The 20,977-nt window shown below is 58.5% G+C and carries 16 protein-coding genes; 8 read left to right on the top strand and 8 right to left on the bottom strand.

All coding sequences use genetic code 11. The features are described 5' to 3' along the window. Positions 1 to 291 precede the first annotated feature (291 nt). The 6 genes from VMH34_08490 to VMH34_08465 all read right to left on the bottom strand — a co-directional run bounded on the left by VMH34_08490 (position 292) and on the right by VMH34_08465 (position 5,001). Positions 292 to 915, bottom strand: a complete 624-nt coding sequence (locus VMH34_08490; protein HTT08813.1) for a hypothetical protein — start codon at positions 913 to 915, stop codon at positions 292 to 294. A 246-nt stretch (positions 916 to 1,161) separates the two neighbouring features. Continuing rightward, on the bottom strand, positions 1,162 to 1,521 hold the full coding sequence (locus VMH34_08485; protein ID HTT08812.1) for a nuclear transport factor 2 family protein: 360 nt from the start codon (positions 1,519 to 1,521) through the stop codon (positions 1,162 to 1,164). Between the two features lie 3 nt (positions 1,522 to 1,524). Further along, positions 1,525 to 2,373, bottom strand: a complete 849-nt coding sequence (locus VMH34_08480) for a haloacid dehalogenase-like hydrolase (protein ID HTT08811.1) — start codon at positions 2,371 to 2,373, stop codon at positions 1,525 to 1,527. An 18-nt stretch (positions 2,374 to 2,391) separates the two neighbouring features. Beyond that, positions 2,392 to 2,784: an MAPEG family protein gene (locus VMH34_08475; GenBank protein HTT08810.1), complete on the bottom strand. Its 393-nt coding sequence runs from the start codon at positions 2,782 to 2,784 to the stop codon at positions 2,392 to 2,394. Further along, the gene (locus VMH34_08470; GenBank protein HTT08809.1) at positions 2,781 to 4,364 is read right to left on the bottom strand and encodes a cation:proton antiporter family protein; all 1,584 of its coding nucleotides are present in this window, start codon (positions 4,362 to 4,364) and stop codon (positions 2,781 to 2,783) included. The genes VMH34_08475 and VMH34_08470 overlap by 4 nt, the downstream gene beginning before the upstream one ends. 109 nt (positions 4,365 to 4,473) lie before the next feature. Further along, a complete protein-coding gene (locus tag VMH34_08465; protein HTT08808.1) occupies positions 4,474 to 5,001 on the bottom strand; it encodes an O-acetyl-ADP-ribose deacetylase in 528 nt (175 codons plus the stop codon). Between the two features lie 87 nt (positions 5,002 to 5,088). On the opposite strand from VMH34_08465, the gene VMH34_08460 reads away from it, so the two are divergent. Continuing rightward, positions 5,089 to 5,601, top strand: coding sequence for a DUF1993 domain-containing protein (locus VMH34_08460; protein HTT08807.1), 513 nt, complete (start codon positions 5,089 to 5,091; stop codon positions 5,599 to 5,601). Between the two features lie 37 nt (positions 5,602 to 5,638). On the opposite strand, the gene VMH34_08455 is transcribed toward VMH34_08460, so the two are convergent. Then, entirely contained in the window at positions 5,639 to 6,487 is an 849-nt protein-coding gene (locus VMH34_08455; protein ID HTT08806.1) for an outer membrane protein assembly factor BamE, read from the bottom strand. 211 nt (positions 6,488 to 6,698) lie between these two features. Here VMH34_08455 and fur point away from each other — a divergent pair, with 211 nt between their 5' ends. Both fur and VMH34_08445 read left to right on the top strand, forming a co-directional pair. Beyond that, entirely contained in the window at positions 6,699 to 7,127 is a 429-nt protein-coding gene (gene fur / locus VMH34_08450; protein ID HTT08805.1) for a ferric iron uptake transcriptional regulator, read from the top strand. A gap of 103 nt (positions 7,128 to 7,230) precedes the next feature. Continuing rightward, positions 7,231 to 7,968: a DsbC family protein gene (locus VMH34_08445; protein ID HTT08804.1), complete on the top strand. Its 738-nt coding sequence runs from the start codon at positions 7,231 to 7,233 to the stop codon at positions 7,966 to 7,968. 23 nt (positions 7,969 to 7,991) lie between these two features. On the opposite strand, the gene VMH34_08440 is transcribed toward VMH34_08445, so the two are convergent. Next, positions 7,992 to 8,729, bottom strand: a complete 738-nt coding sequence (locus VMH34_08440; GenBank protein HTT08803.1) for a DUF3108 domain-containing protein — start codon at positions 8,727 to 8,729, stop codon at positions 7,992 to 7,994. Positions 8,730 to 8,819: 90 nt separating this feature from the next. Between VMH34_08440 and hldE the strand changes: the two genes are divergently transcribed. The 5 genes from hldE to VMH34_08415 all read left to right on the top strand — a co-directional run. Further along, positions 8,820 to 10,271 carry a bifunctional D-glycero-beta-D-manno-heptose-7-phosphate kinase/D-glycero-beta-D-manno-heptose 1-phosphate adenylyltransferase HldE gene (hldE, locus tag VMH34_08435; GenBank protein ID HTT08802.1) on the top strand — a complete coding sequence of 484 codons (1,452 nt, stop codon included), beginning with the start codon at positions 8,820 to 8,822 and terminating at the stop codon, positions 10,269 to 10,271. Continuing rightward, on the top strand, positions 10,268 to 11,236 hold the full coding sequence (rfaD, locus tag VMH34_08430; protein HTT08801.1) for an ADP-glyceromanno-heptose 6-epimerase: 969 nt from the start codon (positions 10,268 to 10,270) through the stop codon (positions 11,234 to 11,236). Before hldE ends, rfaD begins: the two co-directional genes overlap by 4 nt. A gap of 19 nt (positions 11,237 to 11,255) precedes the next feature. Next, a complete protein-coding gene (waaA, locus tag VMH34_08425; GenBank protein HTT08800.1) occupies positions 11,256 to 12,515 on the top strand; it encodes a lipid IV(A) 3-deoxy-D-manno-octulosonic acid transferase in 1,260 nt (419 codons plus the stop codon). A gap of 21 nt (positions 12,516 to 12,536) precedes the next feature. Further along, entirely contained in the window at positions 12,537 to 14,234 is a 1,698-nt protein-coding gene (locus tag VMH34_08420; protein ID HTT08799.1) for a class I SAM-dependent methyltransferase, read from the top strand. A gap of 524 nt (positions 14,235 to 14,758) precedes the next feature. Then, the coding region (locus VMH34_08415; protein HTT08798.1) for a filamentous hemagglutinin N-terminal domain-containing protein at positions 14,759 to 20,977 on the top strand (6,219 nt) is incomplete at its 3' end.

Below are 20,977 nucleotides of genomic sequence, written 5' to 3'. Positions count from 1 at the left end.
CATATGACCGCCGGCCAGAACGTGAGACCGGCCAGCATGCCGGGAAAGATTGGATTGGGATCCGGGTCGGATGTCAGGCCCAACTTTGCGAACAGGATAATGCCAAAGAGCGGACCTGAGCCGAGTACCAGAAGCGTAAGTCCAATCTTCACTAACCTGTTCCCCAGATACTTTTTCATTTCGTATTTTCAGAGTATGAGTTCTAACGCTCGGAGTTTAGCTGCAGCGCTATGAAATAATCTGCAACTGGCGAGCGAAGCGAGCCAGTTGCTTCCAAAGCGGCGCTGTCAGCTACAACTCCTCGTTAGACGGCCCTTTTTTAGAACCAGGGCCGTCGGGGTGGCCGGCTCTAGCCCAAGCCGTCTTTATCACATCGACGAACAATCGTACGGTCTCGCGTTGCATCCAAGAAAACGCGGCCATCGTGTTATCCAAATCCGCGTCGGACACCTCAAGGTCCGCGGCCGACTTCGGATGCATCAGCCGGTCTCTCACGCTCAACGAGTCGCGGAGACCTCTCCAGCCTGCACCACCTACGTCGAGCTCAAACGTGGTGTTAGATGCCTTGGGAATGATGGTCAGTGCGAAGCGAATATTTTGCAGAAAGCGAAGGCGCATAGAGCGGACCAACACGGAGCCATTATCGGCCAACTCATAGCTCTCCTCACGACAGACGGCTCGCTCGGCCGGGGAGAGGAGATCACCGAGAACGTCCAGTGCAAACTGCTTCAGCGCATATGCCTGACCTTCCACAAACGCGAAGACCGCTCGGACCAATGCGCGCCGCCCCGTTTGGGATAGGCGCGACGCCTCGAAGCGCTTGTTGTCGCCGAGTGCCGGTCGCAGCAGCTGCTGTACCTCATCCACCAGGGCTCCGTAGAGTCCAGAAAGTGCGTCCTTTTCAGTCGCGCTCATGGAGCCGGAGGCCGTCTAACTAGAAGTAGACGACCTAAATGTCGCTTTATAAAGCGACAAACCACTGTATAAATCTATTGGGGCGTCAATCACAAGCAAAGAATTAAAGCGGTTGCTGTCCAATAGTACACCCTAAAAGCTGGAAACAAACGCAACTTCTACGAAAGGTCTGAATACATAGCATCACCCCATAATTATTGCGCTTTCATTAGTAATAAATGGGGTCAACTCAGACCACTATTAATTTTAGCCGTTGTAATTTGCGACGACCTTGATGATCTTTCCGTTTGTGTCCACTTCCATGAATTCACCGGTTTTTGAGCCCTTATGATTCACGTAGTAGAGCACAACACTGGAAAGCCCCCACATGACATCGACAAGCTCAAATTTAAGGTTCGGGTAAGCTTCGAGCCCCCGCTTGAAATATTTTCGCAATGCTTCTTTTCCTTTCACCGTGCCCGAGGCATCGTTCAGCAGCTTGGCTGCGACCGGGGACACTAAAACAACCTCTGGTGCGTAATGCGACATGATTTCTTCAAGGTCATGCGCATTCCATGCTTGAATCCAATGCGTTGCAAGATTGCGCGCTTCAGCTTCCGTGAGCATTTTCTAGGCTTGATAGGAGCCGGCCTGGACGGCGATTTGCTCGGCCATATTGCGCACCGCCATCTTGAGGAAGTTGGAGAGGTCGGAGCCTTCGGCGTAGTTGGCGGAGTAGAGCGTATTAACGCGGCGGTCGGCGACGAATTTGTAGGCTTTGCCCCACTTGGTCTCCTGTTCCTGATCGTACACGCCGATGGCGATGCCTTTTTCCTTGTTGACCAGCGAGAAGCAGGGGATGTCGGTCATGCCGTCGCCGACGAAGATGAACTGGTGCATCGGGATGCGCGTCTGTTCGGGCGTGAATTTGCGATTGACGTCGAACGGCTTGCCGCGATACTGCGGGCCGATGAGGCCTTTCTGGATGTGGAACAGATAACGTGTCTTGTCGGTGAAGCTCACGACTTTTTTTGTGAAGCAGGCGTGGCCCTTGTCGTCGTAGTCGAATTCCGAGGTCCATAGATCGGTGAACTCGTGCGCGATGCGCGTGTGCCGCAGGACATCGCCGATGCCGCTGCTGATCAGATAAAACTCCACCGTGACGTGCGGGTGCGCCTGCCGTACGCATTCGCGCAAGCTCGGGAATAGCTTCTCCACGCCGCCGTGCAACGGCAATTTCTTGCCCCAGGCCGACAGGGCCTCGCGCGTGATGGGCGGTATGGCGCCGGCTTGCGACTTCTGAATCATGGCGTAGAGGTAGGCGGGGACAGGGTCCCAGTCCTTGTCGATCAACTGGGTGACTTCGTGCTGCCAGAAATGCGCCGTGTCCCTGAGACCGGCGTGGCGCAGATAACCGGTGGTGCTGTCCGGCGCCAGCGTATCGTCGAAGTCGAAGATGACGGCGATGATGTTATGCATATGCCGGCACGCGTGCCTTCAATGTTTGAGGTAATAGAGGATATTGATGGTGGCCAGGCCCAGGATGATCAGCCACGTCAGCGTCGCGCCAATAAGACGCCCCGGATTGGGTCGCGAAGTGAAGCTCAATCCCAGAACATGAGACAGACGGGCGATGACCAGCGCGATGCCGTAGCTGTGCAACATGCGCGGCGCGCCCTGATTGATTTCGCAGAGCATCAGCAACAGCAGCGCCAGCGGTACGTATTCGACGAAATTCGCGTGTATGCGGATGGCCCGTTCCAGCCCCGGCACGTTGCCCGTGCCGATCGTCACCCGGTGTTTCACGCGCAGGCTGACGACCGCCACTGACAGCGCGATAAGCAATGCGCTCAGCATACCCGTATATAAGGCGGTGATGGGCAGGCTCATGAGGCGTCTCCTGACGGGGCGGCAACGGTCCTTTTGTCCTGTCGATTATAAAGCGCTTCCAGCACATGTTCAGCGAAACCGACGCCTGCCTCGTCATAGACGTTGAAATCCATGTCGACGCCGGCGGCCAGCGCGGGTTCGCGCTCATCAGGATAGCGCGACGCGGCGCTGATAAGCCCATGGTAGTTGCGGCGGCGCAATTGCCGCGCCGCGATTTCATTGGCCTGCGGATCGGGCATGGTGAGCAATATGGCGCGGATGCTGTCCAGCCGCACGCGAGTCCAGAAGCCTGGATCCTCGGCGTCGGCGTACAGCACGCGGCGGTGCTGTTGCCGGTGTTTCTCGACCTTGCCCGGATCGGAATCCAGCCCGACCACGCGTTCGTGTCTGCTTAAAAAGTCATAGGCGCCGGTGCCGACGCGGCCCATGCCCATGATGAGAATTTGTGCCTGACCCAGCGACAACGGCTCATCGTCCACGTGCTCCACGTGTCTTTCCATGGTCGTCAGCCGGTGCTCCAGTTTTTCATACAGGGCGTGGGCGTGGCGGTTGAGCGGCGCCGCGAGAATGAATGACAACGCCATCGCCAGCGCGCACAGCAACACCCATTCGTGCGGGAGCGCGCCGCGCTCGGCCAGTTTATTCGCCACGATGAGGCCGAACTCGCTGTAGCTGGCCAGGCTCAGGCTTGCCAGAAAGGCGCTGCGCGCCCGCAGCCGCATGCGCAGCATGATGATGAAGAACAATGCCGCCTTGACCGGCAGGGCCAGCGTCAGCAGCAGCGCGCCCAGCAGCGTCTGCCAGTCCGGCTGAGCGGTTATGCCGATTTGCAGAAAGAAGCCGACCAGAAACGCCTCCTTCACGCTCCACAGGGCATCGCCCAGCTCCGTGGCCTTGTCGTGGCCGGAGATGAGGATACCCAGCGCCAGCGCGCCCAATTCCGGACTCAGGCCCAGACGTTCAAATCCGGCGCCGCCGGCCAGCGCCAGCAGCAGGCCGAACAACACCAGCAGTTCATCGTGGCCGCTCACCCGCAGCAGGGCATGCAGCAGCGGGCGCAGCAGGGGGAGGGCCAGCAGAGCCAGACTCCAGGCCGAGGGGACGCTGCCGCCTGCGTAGCACATGAGGGTCACGGCGACGAGGTCCTGAAAGACGAGGATGCCAACCGACACGCGACCGTGGAAGGCGCGCAACTCACGGCGTTCATCCAGCACCTTCGCCGCCAGCACGGTGCTGGAGAAGGCCAGCGCGATGGCGAGTGTCACCGCCGGGGACGCTGGAAGTTGCCCGTAGAAGTTCAACACCGGCAGGAGGGCCAGCGTCACAAGCAGCAAATGTGCGCTGCCGCCGCCGAGATTGGTGCGGTCGAGCAGATTGCGCAGCCGCAACTTGAGGCCGACGCTGAACAGCAGCAGCAGAACACCGGCATGCGCCAGTGCGGGGAGGGCGGGCGCCGCTTGAACACCGTGCAGGCGCAGCAGCATTCCGGCGCCCAGATAGCCGATCAAGGGTGGCAGGCCGAGTTGACGGACGGCCAGGCCAAGCATGAAGGCCGCTGCGATCCAGAGTGCTTCCAGCATGGCCGAATTCTACTCCAGGCGGGGAGCCTCCCTGCTTACTCTTTTGAGTCGGAGTGAGGCTCGGGTGACGAAACTTCGATCGGCGCGAGCCTCCATATCCAATGTTGGTTCAGATCAAGGCATTGAACGCACGCTCGTAGGCCCAGAAGATATCCTCATCGAAGCAGGCGAAGGTGACTTCCTCCACTTCCTGATGTTTGGTCAGGAAACTCGCAGTCTCGCCCAGCGCAATCTTCGCGGCGTGGCGGGCGGGATAGCCGTAAATACCGCAACTGATTGCGGGGAAGGCCAGTTTGCGGATGCGGTGTTCCAGCGCCAGCGCGAGACTGGCGCGGTGGCAGGCGGCCAGCAGTTCCGGCTCACCCTTGGCACCGCCCTCCCAGACCGGCCCGACGGTGTGGATGACATACTTGGAGGGCAGCCGGTAGCCGCGCGTGATCTTGGCATGGCCAGTCTCGCAGCCGCCGAGCGCCTTGCATTCCTCCAACAACTGTGGGCCGGCGGCGCGATGAATGGCGCCGTCCACACCACCGCCGCCCAGTAGCGCGGCATTGGCGGCGTTGACAATGGCGTCCATCTGCAGCTTGGTGATGTCCGCCGCCACCACAAACATACGCTCACGAAGATTAGCCGCCATAATTCCCGCCCATGGAACCGTAATGTTGCCATAGTGTCTGATCATGCGTAGCATGAAATCAATGTCCAAATAATTAAGGAGTTACCCATGACTATTTCCATGTACAACGCCTCCGTGCCCGTGTTTGTGCGCATGTTGACCAACCTTTCCGCCATCCTGGACAAAGGCGCGCAGTACGCTCAGGCAAAAAAGTTTGACCCGGATGTCCTGGTGCAGTCGCGGCTGGCGCCCGACATGTTCCCGCTGTCGCGGCAGGTGCAGATTGCCGGTGATATCGCCAAAGGTTGCGCCGCGCGGCTGTCGGGGGCTGAGCCGCCAAAATATGAAGACGATGAAAAGACGCTGCCGGAATTGAAGGCGCGCATCGAAAAGACCGTTGCCTATCTGAACACCTTCAAGCCGAAGCAGATCGACGGTACCGAGGACAAAACGATCCAATTGCCGCTGCGCGGCCAGACGATGACGTTCAAGGGATTGCCCTACTTGTTGAACTTCGCCCTGCCGAACGTCTATTTCCACGTCACCGCCGCCTACCTCATCCTGCGTCATAACGGGGTGGAGGTGGGCAAGCAGGATTTTCTCGGCAGCTTACAGCCCTAGCACCATGGGTTAAGAACTGGGGCCGCCCCCGGTCGCTTTAGTGCGAAGCGGTCGGAGAGGTGTCCGGATTCGTGGGATCTTTGTATCTGGGATCGGAGGGCTCGTAACTACCACCCTCATTATCGCCCACCCCCACTTTCTCAAGGAGCTTGCGGAAGAAACTCTTCTCCGGAGGGCGCGGCGCATCCTCGGGGATGGTGACCTCCGTGGTTTTCGCGGCAACGGTTTTATCTGAGGCCGCAGTCTGGGTTTTAATCTCAGACTCCGCCGGATTGGCGGATGTCCGGGCCCCGCTGCCGGATTCGGCCGCGACGGCAGTGTTGGCTGGCGTTGATTTGGATGCCGCTTCAGCCGTTGCGGTCTCCGCCGGGGCGGAGGGTCCGCCCGCCGCGGGTGTCTTTGTCTCCGCAGCTGCGGCGGTTTCCTGCTTTTTATCCGAACCGCCCATCTTGTCCTTCATCCTTGCCAGCAGGGTTTTTTCTTGTTCGGGCACATTCACTGTATCGCTTCTGCGTTCCTGGACCGCAATTTCGCCGCTGGCCGGCTTGACGTCACCCTCGATGTGATCCAGTTTGTCGTCTTTGAAAAACAGCGAGACCCGCCGTTGTTTGATCTCGCCACCCCGCTCCTGCAAGGTGTAGAGGTAATCCCATCGATTCTGGTGAAAAACGTCGACGACCAGCGGTGTGCCCATGATGAAGCGCGCCTTGGATTTATCCATGCCGGGTTGCAGCTTGGCCAGCATATCCTGAGTCACCACGTTGCCCTGCTGAACGTCGATCTTGTAGACAATCGGCAAATCGGCGGGCGTGGGTATTTTTGTGTAATTGCATCCCGTCACCGTGAGCGGGACAAGCAAGCAGAGGGCCGTGGGAACGTTGCGCATGGTCATTGTGGCCGCCATCTTACATGCCCGACATGTTGAAGCCCAAGAAATCAAGGGTGGAATTATGCACTTTCGAGAGCCCAGGTGATCCTAAGTTCCATTGTACAGTCAGGCCGGGGGGGACGGAATTAAGCTATACTGCACCGGCGGCGGGTTTCATCATCGTGTCCCGCGGCGCAGGCCGCTCATAATCGAAGCATGAGATGACGGTATGGATCCACATGAGTTGAAAAAGGCAGGCTTGAAGGCGACCTTGCCGCGTCTGCGCATCCTTGAAATTCTTGAGCGTACGCCGCACCGGCACGTGAGCGCGGAGGATGTCTACAAGCAGCTGCTGGACGCCGGTGAAGATGTTGGACTGGCGACCATCTACCGTGTGTTGACGCAGTTCGAAGCCGCGGGCCTCGTGACCCGCCATCATTTCGAAGGTGGGCAGGCGGTGTTCGAAATTAATCAAGGCCACCACCATGATCATATCGTTTGTATGCAATGCGGGCGCATTGAGGAATTTGTCGACGACGTGATCGAGCAACGGCAGCGGGACATCGTCAAGCGCTCCGGGTTTGACCTGGCCGATCATTCGCTGGTGCTGTATGGCAGTTGCCGTAAGAATAATTGCCCCTATCGCAAATCCGGCTGATTGCCGTATTACCGGGTGTGGCGCCGGTGCGGAACACTGCGCGATATCGCGGGTCTCACGCTATACTTGAATGCAGCGGTCATCTCGTTTGAGGAGCATTACCATGAAGTTGTTCACAAAAACCATCGGTTTGCTGTCCGGTTTGGCAGTCGCAGGGGTGGTGCAGGCGGCGGATGATGCCGCCGTGCGCCAGGGGATAGCCCGGCAACTGGATTCCATGGTTGACAACGCGAAAGTGACCAACGTAAATCCCGCGCCGGTGCCGGGATGGTATGAAGTGACGCTGGGCCCGCGCCTGCTCTACGTGTCCGCCGACGCCCACTATGCCTTCTACAACGGCAGCCTGATGGATTTGAAGGAAAACCGCGACTTGAGTGAGGCGCCGCGGCTGGCCGCTCGTGCCAGCGCCCTGCATGCGATGGCTGGCAAGACCATTGATTTTCTACCCAAGGGCAAGCCCGAATACAGCATCTATGTGTTCACCGATACGGATTGCGCGTATTGCCGGCGGATGCACAAGGATATCCAGAAAATCACCGATGCCGGCATTGCCGTGCATTACCTGGCATTCCCGCGCGCGGGGGTGAATTCCCCAACCTACAATGACATGGTGTCGGTCTGGTGCTCGGCGGACAAACGGCAGGCGCTCACCCAGGCCAAGCTGGGCAACAAGCCGCCCCCGGCGGTCTGTCCCAATCCCGTCAAGGATGAGTTCGATCTGGGCCTTGCGTTGGGCGTACAAGGAACTCCTGCGGTGATGTCGGACAAGGGTGAACTTCTGGGGCATTACTTTCCGACCGACACGCTCATCAAGCTGCTGAAAGAAGGGGGCGGCAGCTAAACCGGAGTTGCCGTCGATGTCGTTCACTTTCCTATGGCCAGGGGCGGTGGCTCCATAGTGCTGAGCGACTGGATCAGTGCCGAAGTTTGCTGACCGTTTTTTTCGATGTGATCGAGGCGCACAGGCAAATAATGCAGCGCCGGGGCGCACCATAGTGTAGTCATCCGTTTGCTGTCCTCTTTGCGCCGTTCGATGCGGATCGTTTCCAGATTGCCCAACGGCGTGGCCAGCGTTTCCCCGCCGGCGCGCCGCAGGTGATAGGTTTTTATTTTGCCGTCCTCGGCGACCACATAGTCCAGCACCGGATTGCCGGATGTCAGATCGCGCGTCAGGGCGTATTGATACAGTAATCTGTCCAGCAGGTGAGGAACGAGTGGCGTGTCGCGTTCATGCTTGCCGCCGTGTTGCCGCAAGGTGCCTTTCTGCCAATCGAACTCCATGGTCAGGTCGCGTCCCCCCGGCCCGGATTGCTGGTAACTGTAGTTCAACGGGCGCAGTTGACCCGCCTCCAGCGTCCAGGCGCTCTTTTCCTGAATGGCCAATCCCAGCAGGCTGTACCATCCCTGTGTGGCTTTGGTTTCTGATTCAAAAAGATAACTGCCGCCAGCATCACGGCGTAGCGTTCGCACCAGGGTGCCGGCGGGCGAATTGTCGAGGGCGACGGCGTAGGTCGCGGTATATTCAGGCACGACGTCTTCGGCAGCCGCGGCGATCAGCGGTGCGGCGGCAAGCAACAGCGTGAAAAACGGGTGTCTGAGCATGACGGTCTGCGTCCGGAAATATGCTTAGCTTGTGATAAACTGCGGGGCCGCGCAACCTTCGGCGCAACTGGGGATAACCTTAGGAATTTCATGGATTATCTGAATACATTATTCGCTGCCGCGCGCGTACTGGTGGTCGGCGATGTGATGCTCGACCGGTACTGGCACGGCAACACGGCACGCATCTCGCCGGAGGCGCCGGTTCCCATCGTGCGGATTATCGATGCCGGGGATGAACGACCGGGCGGCGCCGCCAACGTTGCGCTCAACATCCGCAGCCTTGGTGCAGCGGTGACACTCATCGGCCTGACCGGCAAAGACGACGCGGCGCATGTATTGAAAACACTTTTGAACGATCAGGACATTGACGATCGTCTTCTGCAGTCGCCGGATATGCAAACCATCGTCAAGTTGCGGGTGCTGAGCCAGCATCAGCAGCTCATCCGCCTCGATTTTGAAGATGGTAATCCTCACGTGGATTGGGACGGCGTGCGATCCGAGGTGGCCCATGCCATGCCCGATGTTCAGGCGATGGTGTTGTCGGATTATGCCAAGGGATGTTTGGCGGATCCCGCGGCGTTGATCGCACTGGCCCGCAAGGCCGGGCGACCGGTGGTCGCCGACCCCAAGGGCGTCGATTTTTCGCGTTATCGCGGCGCCACGGTGATCACGCCCAACCTGAAGGAATTCGAAGCAGTTGTCGGCGTGTGTGGCGATGACGCAACCATCGAGCGTCACGCGCGTGAGTTATGCGTACGGCATCAATTCGAGGCGGTGCTGGTGACGCGCGGTGAGCATGGCATGGCCCTGGTGCCGGCGCAGGACGAGGTGGTGTTGCTGCCGGCGCGCACCCGCGATGTCTACGATGTCACCGGCGCCGGCGACACCGTGTGCGCAGTGCTGGCCGCCGCCCTGGCCGCGGGCAAGGATCTGTTGCAGGCGATCAGGTTCGCGAACGCCGCCGCCGGTATTGTCGTCGGCAAGCTCGGCGCGGCGACGGTCACGACCCGGGAACTGGAGGCGGAATTGCATGGCGAGGCTCAGGCACGCTCCGGAGTGCTGAACGAGACGGAATTGCTCGAAGAACTCCGCGGCGCGCGGCTGCGCGGCGAGCGCATTGTCATGACCAACGGTTGTTTCGACATTTTGCACGCCGGCCATGTGCAGTATCTTGCGAAGGCGCGGCAGCATGGCGATCGTTTGATAGTCGCGGTGAACGACGATGACTCGGTGCGACGGCTGAAGGGCGATGGCCGTCCTATCAACAAGCTTGCGCAACGCATGCAGGTGCTGGCGGCATTGTCCGCAGTCGACTGGGTGGTGCCGTTCACCGAAGACACGCCGGAGCGGCTGATTAACCGTGTATTGCCGGAGGTGCTGGTCAAGGGCGGCGATTACCGCCCTGAAGAGGTGGCTGGCGGTGGGTCCGTGCGGGCGCACGGCGGCCAGGTGGTGATCCTCGACTATGTGCCCGGCTGCTCCAGCTCGGACCTGATCGGCGCATTATCCTCCGCGCCAACATCCAAAAAGGCCGGACGATGATCATCGTCACCGGCGGCGCCGGTTTCATCGGCTCCAATCTGGTTCGCGCCCTGAACGCGCGGGGACGCGATGACATCCTGATCGTCGACAATCTTCATCACGGCCGCAAGTTCCGCAACCTGATCGATTGCAACTGGCTGGATTACATGGACAAGGATGAGTTTCTGGAACACATCCAGTGGGGCACGGAAGTGCCCGACGGCATCGAGGCAATATTCCATCTGGGGGCCTGTACCAACACCACGGAACAGGATGGCCGCCATCTCATGCGCAACAACTACAGCTACTCCAAGGCGGTGCTGCGCTACTGCATGGAACGCAACATCCGCCTGATATACGCCTCCAGCGCCTCGGTCTACGGCGCGGGCCGCAAGTTTGCCGAGACACGCGAGCACGAGGCACCGCTCAACGCTTATGGCTTCTCCAAATTTGCCTTTGATCAACATGTTCGCCGCCAACTGGCCCGCAAGGATGCGCCCCCAGTCTTCGGGCTGCGCTACTTCAACGTCTATGGTCCGCGGGAGTCGCACAAGGGCGCAATGGCCAGCGTGGTCTGGCATTTCCACAGACAGGTGCTGGAGCAGGGAACGGTGAGGCTATTTTGCGGCGGTGATGGCTTTGCCGATGGCGAGCAGTGCCGTGATTTCGTCCATGTCGATGACGTGGTGGCCGCCACGTTGTGGTTCGCGCAGGCCGGTGCGCCATCGGGGATTTATAACGTCGGCACCGGCCGCAGCCAGACGTTCAATGAAGTCGCACGCGCCGTATTGAGCCTGCATCAACGCGGTGAAATTGAATATATTCCCTTCCCGGACGCCCTGCGCGGCAGTTACCAGAGCCATACGCAGGCTGATCTCACACGGCTGCGCGCCGCCGGCTACACCGGCGTCTTCAAGACCGTGGAAGAGGGGGTGCCGGCTTATCTTGACTGGCTGCGCACGCGCCCCGAGTTCGTCCGGGCGTGACGGGGTAATGACCGCGCGCATCTGGCGTCTGCTTTACACGCTGTCGTTTTATCTCGCGCTGCCATTCCTGCTTTTGCGCCTGGGTTTCCTTGGCTGGCGTCATCGCGGTTATTGGCGGCGCCTGCCGGAGCGCTTCGGGTTTGCGCCTTATTCGCCGCCTGGAGCAATCACCCTGTGGATACATGCCGTATCCGTTGGCGAATTCCTGGCGGCGTTGCCACTCATCAACGCGCTGCAATCGAAATATCCCAATCATCGGATTTTGATCACAACGATGACACCGACCGGTGCCGATATGGTCCGGCAGAAACTGGGTGGCGTCGTGACGCATGCCTACATGCCTTTCGATGTTCCGGGCGCTGTCGCTCGCTTTCTTGTGCGCACCCGGCCGGCGTTGTGCGTGCTGATGGAAACCGAGTTGTGGCCCAACCTGCTCGCTGCTTGCGCTGGACGTCGCGTGCCGGTGCTGCTGGCTAATGCCCGATTGTCGGCGATCTCGGCGCGCGGCTATGCCCGCTTTGCGTCACTCACACACGCCATGTTGTCTGCGGTGACCGCCGCCGCGCAAACCGTGGAAGACGCCGTACGCCTGCAGACCTTGGGGGCTGCTCAAATCACGGTGACCGGCAACCTCAAATATGATCAGCCGCTGGATCCGGACGCGATAAAACTTGGTCGCGAGTGGCGTGAGAGAAACGCCGCTGCGCGGCCTGTGTGGATCGCCGCCAGCACCCATGCCGGAGAGGAGGAAATCGTCCTTGCCGCGCATGGGCAGATACGGAGACGATATCCCGATTGCCTGCTCATATTGGTCCCACGCCACTCCAACCGCGCCGCAGCAGTGACGACAATCGCGGAACGACGGGGCTTCAGGGTGCAGCGCCACAGCCGATCGGAGGAGAGCGGGGATTCAGCCGTGCATGTCGTCGATGTCTTGGGCAGGCTGATCTTGTTTTACGCAGCGGCGGATGTCGCCTTTGTAGGCGGCAGTCTTGTGCCCACCGGCGGCCATAATTTGCTTGAGCCGGCGGCGCTGGGATTGCCGGTGTTGTGCGGTCCTTATGCGTTCAATTTCGTCGAAGCGCGGCACTTACTGAAGGAGGCGGGGGGGCTGGAGTCGGTTACTGATGCGACGATGCTTGCCCAGGCCGTAATGCGCTTGTTGAGCGACCCCCTGGCAAGGCGGGTGCGGGGGCGGGCGGCAGCGGCGGTGGTGGAGGCCAATCGCGGCGCGACAAATCGGATAATGAGTATAATCGCCAAAATGGGCATTGTTTGACCATCCAGGGCACTGGCAATAGTGAAAAAATCCGAATCAAAAAATACGGCTACGGCAAAACCGTCCGCTGACTCGAGCGCGTCCTCCGCAAATCCGGCTGCGGCGGCAGGCCGGATTATGGGGGAAAATGCCGGGGCGTCTGCTGCTGGATCGAAATATTCCTACGATGAAGTACCTTACCACTCAAATGCCTATCCGCAGTCCCAGCCGGAACAGCTGGCGAGTCAGGCCAAATTATTCGGCATGGCCCCCAAATTGCCGTCAGAAGCACGCGTGCTGGAACTGGGTTGTTCAGCCGGCGGTAATCTCATTCCCCTGTCGGTGCGTTATCCGAAGGCCAGTTTTGTCGGCATTGAACTCTCGCGTGTGGAGGTGGAACAAGCCAGACAGGCAATCCAAGCGCTGAGTCTCGGCAATATTGAAATCCGGCATCTGAGCCTGACCGAACTGAAGCCGCCCGCACAAAAATTCGATTACATCATCTGTCACGGCGTTTACAGTTGGGTGCCGGAAATGGCGCAGGAAGCCATTTTTAATATCTGCCATCGTGATCTGGCCGATGAAGGGGTTGCCTATATCAGCTATAACACCTACCCGGGTTGGAAAATGCGCGAGGTTATCCGAGACGCAATTTTGTATCATGCTGGCGGTATTACCGATCCTAAACAGCAAGTGGCGCAGGCCCGCGCCATCATCCAATACATTTTCAAGATCACAGATCCAGAGACGGCCTTCGGCCGTTACCTCAAGGCCGAAACGGAACTGATGAACAAGGTCAAGGATGACTATCTCTATCATGATCATATGGAAGTCAACAATCATCCTTGCTACTTTAAAGACTTCATCCAGCGCGCCGCCAATCATCAACTGGCTTATCTAGGCGAGGCCGTGCTTGCCGACATGGCGCCGCAGCGGCTGGGTGCGGACGTTTACAAGACCCTGCAACACCTGAGCCGGGATAACATTCTGGCTACCGAGCAATATATGGATTTCTTCCGTAACCGCACTTTCCGTCAAACCTTGCTCGTCCATCAAAACCGCTTCGCGCAACTGCGCCGCAATATTACGTCTGAACATCTGCGCGCTTTTTTCTTCAGCGGTCGCATCAGGCAGGAAGGTGACAGACCGCTCAATGCCATGGAGGAGACCAGTTTCAGCGACAACTTGGGTCGCAAGATCAAAGTACGCGAACCTTTTGTGAAGGCTGCCCTGGCGGTGCTGGGCGAACACTTCCCGCGGGTTTTCGATTTTGATGAATGGTTGCGGCAGGCTCGACTCAAGTTGACCGGGCGCGAAACCGGTAATGACAGTGACATCCATCTTCTCGACAATTCGTTATCGTCGCTGGTGTTGAGCGGAATGCTGCAATTACATGTCGAACGGCAGGATTATGGCCGTGCTGCCGATACTCAACCCCGTGCCTTCGAGCCGGCGTGCTACTACGCCGGACTGAAACAGACGGTGGTCCCCACTCTGCGCCATGAGCCCGTCTCCATCAACCAATTTGACATCGCATTGCTGCCGCTGCTGGATGGTAAAACCGGTTCTGAGGTGATCAAGAAAAGCCTGCTTGAACGCTGTCTAAATCGCGAATTCAATATTGCCCGGAATAATGTGCAGGTAATCGATGAAACGGAGTTACGCCCCCTCGTTGGAGAGATGGTCAATAACGCATTGGCAATTTATGAAAAATTAGGTCTATTGCAGCCTTCGCCCTAAGTTCTCCCAGCTGTTCCTTTCCAATCGCTTTAATAGCACTATAACAGTGCATTATTAATGTATTTAATTCAATAAATTAATTATAAATGCGTCATATTGATGCATTTACTGTCTTATCTGTAACTGTAAAATGTGCGACATATTTTACATATTATTTCGATGTAACAGATAGTTAAGTACGGCATAATAGTTGCGCCTTATATGCATAAGATATATATGAATCTGGCACGATACAATTAACTACTGTAAATTTATCTGGAGAACAATTAGTTGCAAATGTTATTTCATGGTAGTTCGTATAATGGGAGGGACGGTATCGTCGCCTTCGGGAGACAGTTTTATTTCAATTTTTTTCACCTGCTTTTAAAGGTGAGAAAGCTAAATGCCACTTTTGTGCGGACGTTCACAAATATAACCGCTGATGAACAATTGTCGATTGACCCAGATCAACGCCGCATTACCGGTACCAGGCGATTATTAATCTGTAAATACCCACAATTACCGTCAACCCGAAACATTGCCTAATGCCCAAACGCCACCACGCTGAAGTCCGCAAGGCGGTCTTTCAGCCCCGCCCGCTTGCGTTCGCCATCGCGCTGGCATTTGCCGGCCAGCGCGCGTACGCACTTGATCCCGGCGCGTTGCCGGCCGGCGGCGCGGTGCAGGGCGGCAACGCGGTGGCCACGATTTCGCAATCCGCCGCGCGCATGGACGTCAAGCAGTCCGCGCAGAGCGCCATCATCAACTGGAACACCTTCAACATCGGCTCCAGCGCGCAGGTCAATTTCTACCAGCCCTCTGTTTCGTCCGTGGCCTTGAACCGCGTGAATGCCGGAGGCGGCGCGTCTGAAATTTTCGGACAACTGAATGCGACCGGCATGGTCTTCCTTGTCAACCCGGCGGGTGTATTGTTCTCGCCCACCGCGCAAGTCAATGTCGGCGGCTTGGTTGCCTCGACGCTGAACATCTCCGATGAGGATTTCCGCGCCGGCAACTACACCTTCACCACAAGCAGCGCTGGCGCGGGCAGCGTCATCAATCAGGGCGCGATCACCACCCAAGGCGGCACCATCGCACTCATCGCGCCCGAGGTCCGCAACGAGGGAACGATCTCGGCGAATGGTGGCAATGCGGCACTGGGCGCCGGTGATCGCGTGCGCATGGATCTCTCCGGCAATAAGCTCGTAAGCTTCGAGGTCGATCAGGGCGCCGCGGCGGCGGCAATCCATAATTCCGGTGTAATCTCGGCCGATGGCGGGCAGGCCCTGTTGACCGCCAAGGCCGCCGATAGTCTGGCTACCGCAGTGGTCAACAACACGGGCATCGTCGAGGCCCAGAACGTACAGAACGTCAACGGCGTCATCCGGCTCAGCGGCGACACGGTCACCAATGGCGGCACATTGAGTGCCAATGGCGGCGGCCAAATTGAAGTGAGGGCCGATCACGACATAACGCTTGACGCCACTTCCGCTATCACCGCGAATGGCGCGACCGGCGGCAATATCACCATTCAAGCCAAAAACGGCACTTTACTTGCCGATGGCAAGGTGGAGGCGAAGGGCAGCGCGGCCGCGGGCGGAAATGTAAAACTGCTTGGCCAGCAAGTTGGCCTCATAAATCAGGCGAGTGTCGATGCGTCCGGTGCGACCGGTGGCGGTGAGGTGCTCGTCGGCGGCGACTACCACGGTGAAAACCCTGATGTCCAGAATGCCAGCCGTACTTACGTTGGCAGCGATGTAACGATTAAAGCGGACGCCACTGATTCCGGCGACGGCGGCAAGGTAGTGATTTGGGCTGATGATATCACCCGTTATTACGGGAATATCAGCGCCAACGGCGGATCCCATTCCGGCGATGGCGGATTCGTCGAAGTTTCTGGAAAACAAGATCTGGCATTTGAAGGCAGTGTGGATCTTTCAGCATCGAACGGTAATTTTGGAACGTTGTTCCTCGATCCGGACGCCATAATCATCAACAACGGTACCGGCGCTGCGGATGACAATCAGCTCAACACCAATGTCCCTGCGGGAGGGACGCTCGGACAAATCCTGTTCGCTGATGGCGGCACTGCGACCTACAACATCTCTGAGCAGAAGATCGAGGGTACCAACGCCAACATCATACTTCAGGCCAATAAAAGCATTACGGTGAACAACATCGCCGATAACGCCATTACACTGACCAACAACCGCAGTCTGACGATGACTACCACCACTGGTGCCATTACGTTTAATGACACCGCCGATGCCATCGTTGCATCCGGCACCGGTACCATCACGATCAGTGCGGGTGGCAGTGCAAGTCTCGGCGGACTTACTACTGCCAACCGGGCCATTTCGGTGACGGCAGGTACTACGGCTTCCGTTGGAACCATTGGCGCCGGATCAGGTGCTGTAAGCATAACCGCCAGTGGACAGATTTCCCAGGTTGGCGGCACCAGTATCACCTCAAGTGGGACAACGACCCTGGCGGCTGGCGCGGCGAACAATATCACTCTCAGTAATTCCACGAATAATTTTGGAACCATGGTGGTTACCAGCGGTAATGACGTTACGCTGCGAGACACCAATGCCATGGTTCTCGGCGCGTCTACCATTTCCGGTAAGTTGGCGGTGACCACGGGAGGAGCGCTCACTCAGAGTGGTGCGCTGAGGGTGACGGGCACGTCCAATTTCAATGCTGGCGCGAATGTGATCACACTGACCAATGCGGGCAACGACTTCACTGGCGCGGTGAGTCTGACCAATACGGGCGCCAACGCCGTGCAGGTCAGAGACAAAAATGCGCTGACGCTGGGCGCTTTGAGCACAGGTGGCAACCTGACGGCCACTTCGAATGGGGCGCTCGATTTGGGTCAGGGTACCGTGGGCGGCAATCTGGTAGCCACGAGTAGTAGTGGAGGTGCGGTCACTCAAACTGGCGCGCTGACAGTGACGGGAACCACTTCGCTGACCGCAGGTGCGGCGAACGACATCACTCTGAACAACGCCAGCAACAATTTTGGCGGTCAAGTACGCATCGTATCAGGCAATAACGTCAATCTCGCTGACGCCAACGCCTTTGCCTTTGGCAATGGCGGCACTTCGGCGGTATCAGGGAACCTGACGCTGACCACGTCCGGAGCCGTTACACAGGCCAATGCGCTGACAGTCACGGGTACCTCCGATATCGACGCTGGCGCGAATGCGATCACCCTGACCAATACCGGCAATAACTTCACCGGGGCGGTGAGTCTGACCAACACAGGCGCCAACAACGTTGCCGTCACTGATGCCAATGCACTGACGTTGGGCACCTTGAGCGTGGGTGGCAACCTGACGGCCACATCCACGGGCGCCTTGAATGTGGGTACCGGCTCAGTGGGCGGCAACCTTGCCGCCACCAGCAACGGTGGCGCCATCAGCGAAACGGCGGGCGGTATCGCTGTTACTGGCACCTCGACCTTCAACGCCGGCGGCAACACCATTACCCTCACTGATTCCAGCAACGACTTCACCGGCGCGGTAAGTCTGACCAATACGGGCGCTAACAATATTGCCTTGACGGATACCAACGCATTAGTGCTGGGGACCGTCTCCATGGCTAATGCGGCGGGCGCGCTGACGGTGAACTCCAACGGTGCCATTACGCAATCGGGTGCGACCATCATTACCAGCGGCACGGGTGCCGTGAGTTTTAATTCCGGGGCCACGGGCGCGGCGATCACGCTGACCAACAACAATGACTTCCGCGGCGCAGTGGCGCTGACCACTGTGACTTCGGCGGGCGATGTGGCAATCAAGGATGCCAATACCCTAGCGCTTGGCACGAGCTCGATTGGTGGCAATCTGACGGAGACCAACGCCGGCGCACTCACTCAGAGTGGTGCGCTGACGATAACAGGCACGTCCAGCTTCACCACCGGCGGCTTTGCCATCACCCTGACCAACGCCGGCAATGACTTCACCGGCGCGGTCTCGCTTAACAATACAGGCAACAACAACGTTGCCGTCACCGACACCAACGCCATCGTATTGGGAACTTCCAATGTCGGTACTGGCACATTGAAGATCACCGCCGGTGGCAACATCACTGAGACGGGCGCAATTACCCAGGCGGCCGCGGCGGGTGCTGTGACACTGACCTTGACCGCGGCCAGCAGCGACATTCTGCTAGATACACAGGCCAACAATTTCAGCGGTGCGGTGGGGTTTGGCGGCACGTTGGGCAACATCCGTGACGTGGGGCTGCGCAACATCAATGCGGGCGCGACCGTGCCGACGCTGAGCACCTTGACGAACCTGCGGAACCTGACACTGCAATACGACAATGCGGCGGTGACACTGCCCACGACCACGTTGCATGCGGGTGGCAACCTGTCGGTGACGGCCGGGGGCGCGATCACCCAAAGTGGCGTTTTGACGGTGCCTGGCACGTCCAGCTTCACCACCGGCGGCTTTGCCATCACCCTGACCAACGCCGGCAATGACTTCACCGATGCGGTGAGTCTGACCAACACGGGTGCAAACGCTGTGCAGGTCACCGACAAGAACGCCTTGACGCTGGGTACGCTCGGCATTGCGGCGGGCGATCTGACGGCGACTTCCACCGGTGCGCTCAATGTCGGTACCGGCACGGTGGGTGGAAATCTCGCTGCCGCCAGCAACGGCGGGACCATCAGCGAGACCGCCGGCGGCATCACCGTCACCGGCACCTCAAGCTTCAACGCCGGGGCCAACACCATCACCCTGACCGACGCCGGCAACGACTTCACTGGAGCGGTGAGTCTGACCAACACTGGTGGCAACGCCGTGCAGGTCACTGACGAGAACGCCTTGACGCTGGGCACACTCAGCATTGCAGCGGGCGACCTGACGGCGATATCCACCGGCGCCTTGAACGTCGGTACCGGCACAGTGGGCGGCAACCTCTCGGCCACCAGCAACGGCGGGGCCATCAGCGAGACCGCCGGCGGCATTGCTGTCACCGGCACCTCAAGCTTCAACGCCGGCGCCAACACCATCACCCTGACCGACGCCAGCAATGACTTCCAAGGCGCTGTTACGCTTAATAACAGCGGGTCGGGAAACGATGGTTCAATCACGGATGTCAATGCGTTGACCCTGGCGGCGAGTACCATTGGCCGTGATCTGAGCGTGACCACCAATGGCGCAATTACACAGAGTGGAGCGCTTTCCGTAGGACGCAATACCACGCTTGATGCGGGCGCTGCCAATGACATCACGCTGAATGATTCCGGTAATTTGTTCAGCGGTGGTGTCGGAATCACCAGTGGCCATGACGTCCTCTTGCAGGATTCCAACGCATTGTCCCTCAGAGCATCGACGATTTCCGGCACTCTGGGGGTGACAGCAAACGGGAATATCACGGATGCGGGTAATTTGGTGGTGAGCGGCACCACAACCTTGGCCGTGCCCACGAACCGCAACATCACGCTGAACAATGCCGACGACTTCAGCACAGTAATCATTGCCAGCGGCAAGAACCTCAGCCTTCGGGATGTGAACGATCTTGATCTGGGTGCATCCACAATCTCCGGCAACTTGACGGTCAGGGCCGCCGGTTCGCTCACAGAAAGCGGGGCGCTCGCGGTATCCGGCACGACATCAATCAGAATTGATTCGGCCAACAGTGATGTATTGCTGGACACGTTCGCCAATGATTTTGGCGGGGCAATTTCATTTACGAACAACCAGGCAAATATCCGCGACGTTGGAATACGCAACATCGATGTTTCCGCCACCGTGCCGGCTCTTTCAGGGCTGACGAATCTCCGCAATCTGACCCTGCTGTTTGACGATGCGGGCGTGGCTCTACCCACGGCGACGCTTAACGCCGGAGGGGATTTGGTGGTGACGGCGGGCGGCGCGATCACGCAGATCGGGGCTGTAGTGGTTCCAGGTACCACCACGCTTAACGCCGGAACTGGTAACGATATCGCTCTGAACGATACTGGCAATGATTTCGATACGGTTTTCATCACCGCCGGCCATGATGTTTCGCTGACCGATCAGAATGCGCTCACCATGGGGGCGTCAAGCCTAAGCACTCTCATCGCCCAAACACTGTCTGGCGATCTAACTCTCGGTGGCAATGTGACTGCAAGCGGCAGCGGTGACGCGATTGTTCTGGCAGCTGCAGGCAATTTCCTAAATCCGGGCGCCAATACGCTGAATCCGGGCACTGGCCGCTGGCTGATTTATTCGGCCGCTCCTGGCAGTGACGTGTTTGGAGGACTTGCGAGCGGCAACCAGGCGATTTGGAATGTTAGCTATCCCACAGCGGTACCGCAGACAGGCAACCGCTACATATTTTCCACACAGCCAACGCTTACATTTACTTCGACTGATGTCACCAAGACCTATGGTGATGACGCCACATCGATTGTCGCCAGCGCATACACAGTGACGGGTTTCGTTAACGCAGTCACCTATGGCAACGTCTTCACGCAGGACACGACGGCGAATACTTTCACTGGAACGCCTGGCGTCACCTCAGCAGGTTCGGTTGCCACCGCCCACCGTGCCGGCGGCGACCTCGGCAACGGCCTCTACAGCATCACCGTGAATGTTGCGCCTGTTACGGCAAACACCGGTTATGTGCTAGCCGCAGCTTCGACCGGCACGCTGACGGTCGCCGCCGCGGCGCTCGATGTCACCGCCAACAGCACCAGCAAGACCTACGGCCAGACCGTGAGCTTCACCGGCAGCGAATTCACCACCGGCGCCGGCCAGCTGCAGAAC

The organism is Gammaproteobacteria bacterium, from assembly GCA_035501935.1.
GTDB lineage: Bacteria > Pseudomonadota > Gammaproteobacteria > JAJPIJ01 > JAJPIJ01 > JAJPIJ01.
Note: the sequence above shows the minus strand (reverse complement) of the source record. Positions and strands in the feature narration are given on the sequence as shown.

Bases quoted from the DNA above. Each gene is read 5' to 3' on its own strand.
- fur (HTT08805.1), top strand. From the start codon at position 6,699: ATGGATCCACATGAGTTGAAAAAGGCAGGCTTGAAGGCGACCTTGCCG.
- VMH34_08465 (HTT08808.1), bottom strand. From the start codon at position 5,001: ATGGCGGCTAATCTTCGTGAGCGTATGTTTGTGGTGGCGGCGGACATC.
- VMH34_08455 (HTT08806.1), bottom strand. From the start codon at position 6,487: ATGCGCAACGTTCCCACGGCCCTCTGCTTGCTTGTCCCGCTCACGGTG.
- rfaD (HTT08801.1), top strand. From the start codon at position 10,268: ATGATCATCGTCACCGGCGGCGCCGGTTTCATCGGCTCCAATCTGGTT.
- VMH34_08445 (HTT08804.1), top strand. From the start codon at position 7,231: ATGAAGTTGTTCACAAAAACCATCGGTTTGCTGTCCGGTTTGGCAGTC.
- VMH34_08460 (HTT08807.1), top strand. From the start codon at position 5,089: ATGACTATTTCCATGTACAACGCCTCCGTGCCCGTGTTTGTGCGCATG.
- VMH34_08480 (HTT08811.1), bottom strand. From the start codon at position 2,373: ATGCATAACATCATCGCCGTCATCTTCGACTTCGACGATACGCTGGCG.
- VMH34_08485 (HTT08812.1), bottom strand. From the start codon at position 1,521: ATGCTCACGGAAGCTGAAGCGCGCAATCTTGCAACGCATTGGATTCAA.
- hldE (HTT08802.1), top strand. From the start codon at position 8,820: ATGGATTATCTGAATACATTATTCGCTGCCGCGCGCGTACTGGTGGTC.
- VMH34_08440 (HTT08803.1), bottom strand. From the start codon at position 8,729: ATGCTCAGACACCCGTTTTTCACGCTGTTGCTTGCCGCCGCACCGCTG.
- VMH34_08490 (HTT08813.1), bottom strand. From the start codon at position 915: ATGAGCGCGACTGAAAAGGACGCACTTTCTGGACTCTACGGAGCCCTG.
- VMH34_08470 (HTT08809.1), bottom strand. From the start codon at position 4,364: ATGCTGGAAGCACTCTGGATCGCAGCGGCCTTCATGCTTGGCCTGGCC.
- VMH34_08475 (HTT08810.1), bottom strand. From the start codon at position 2,784: ATGAGCCTGCCCATCACCGCCTTATATACGGGTATGCTGAGCGCATTG.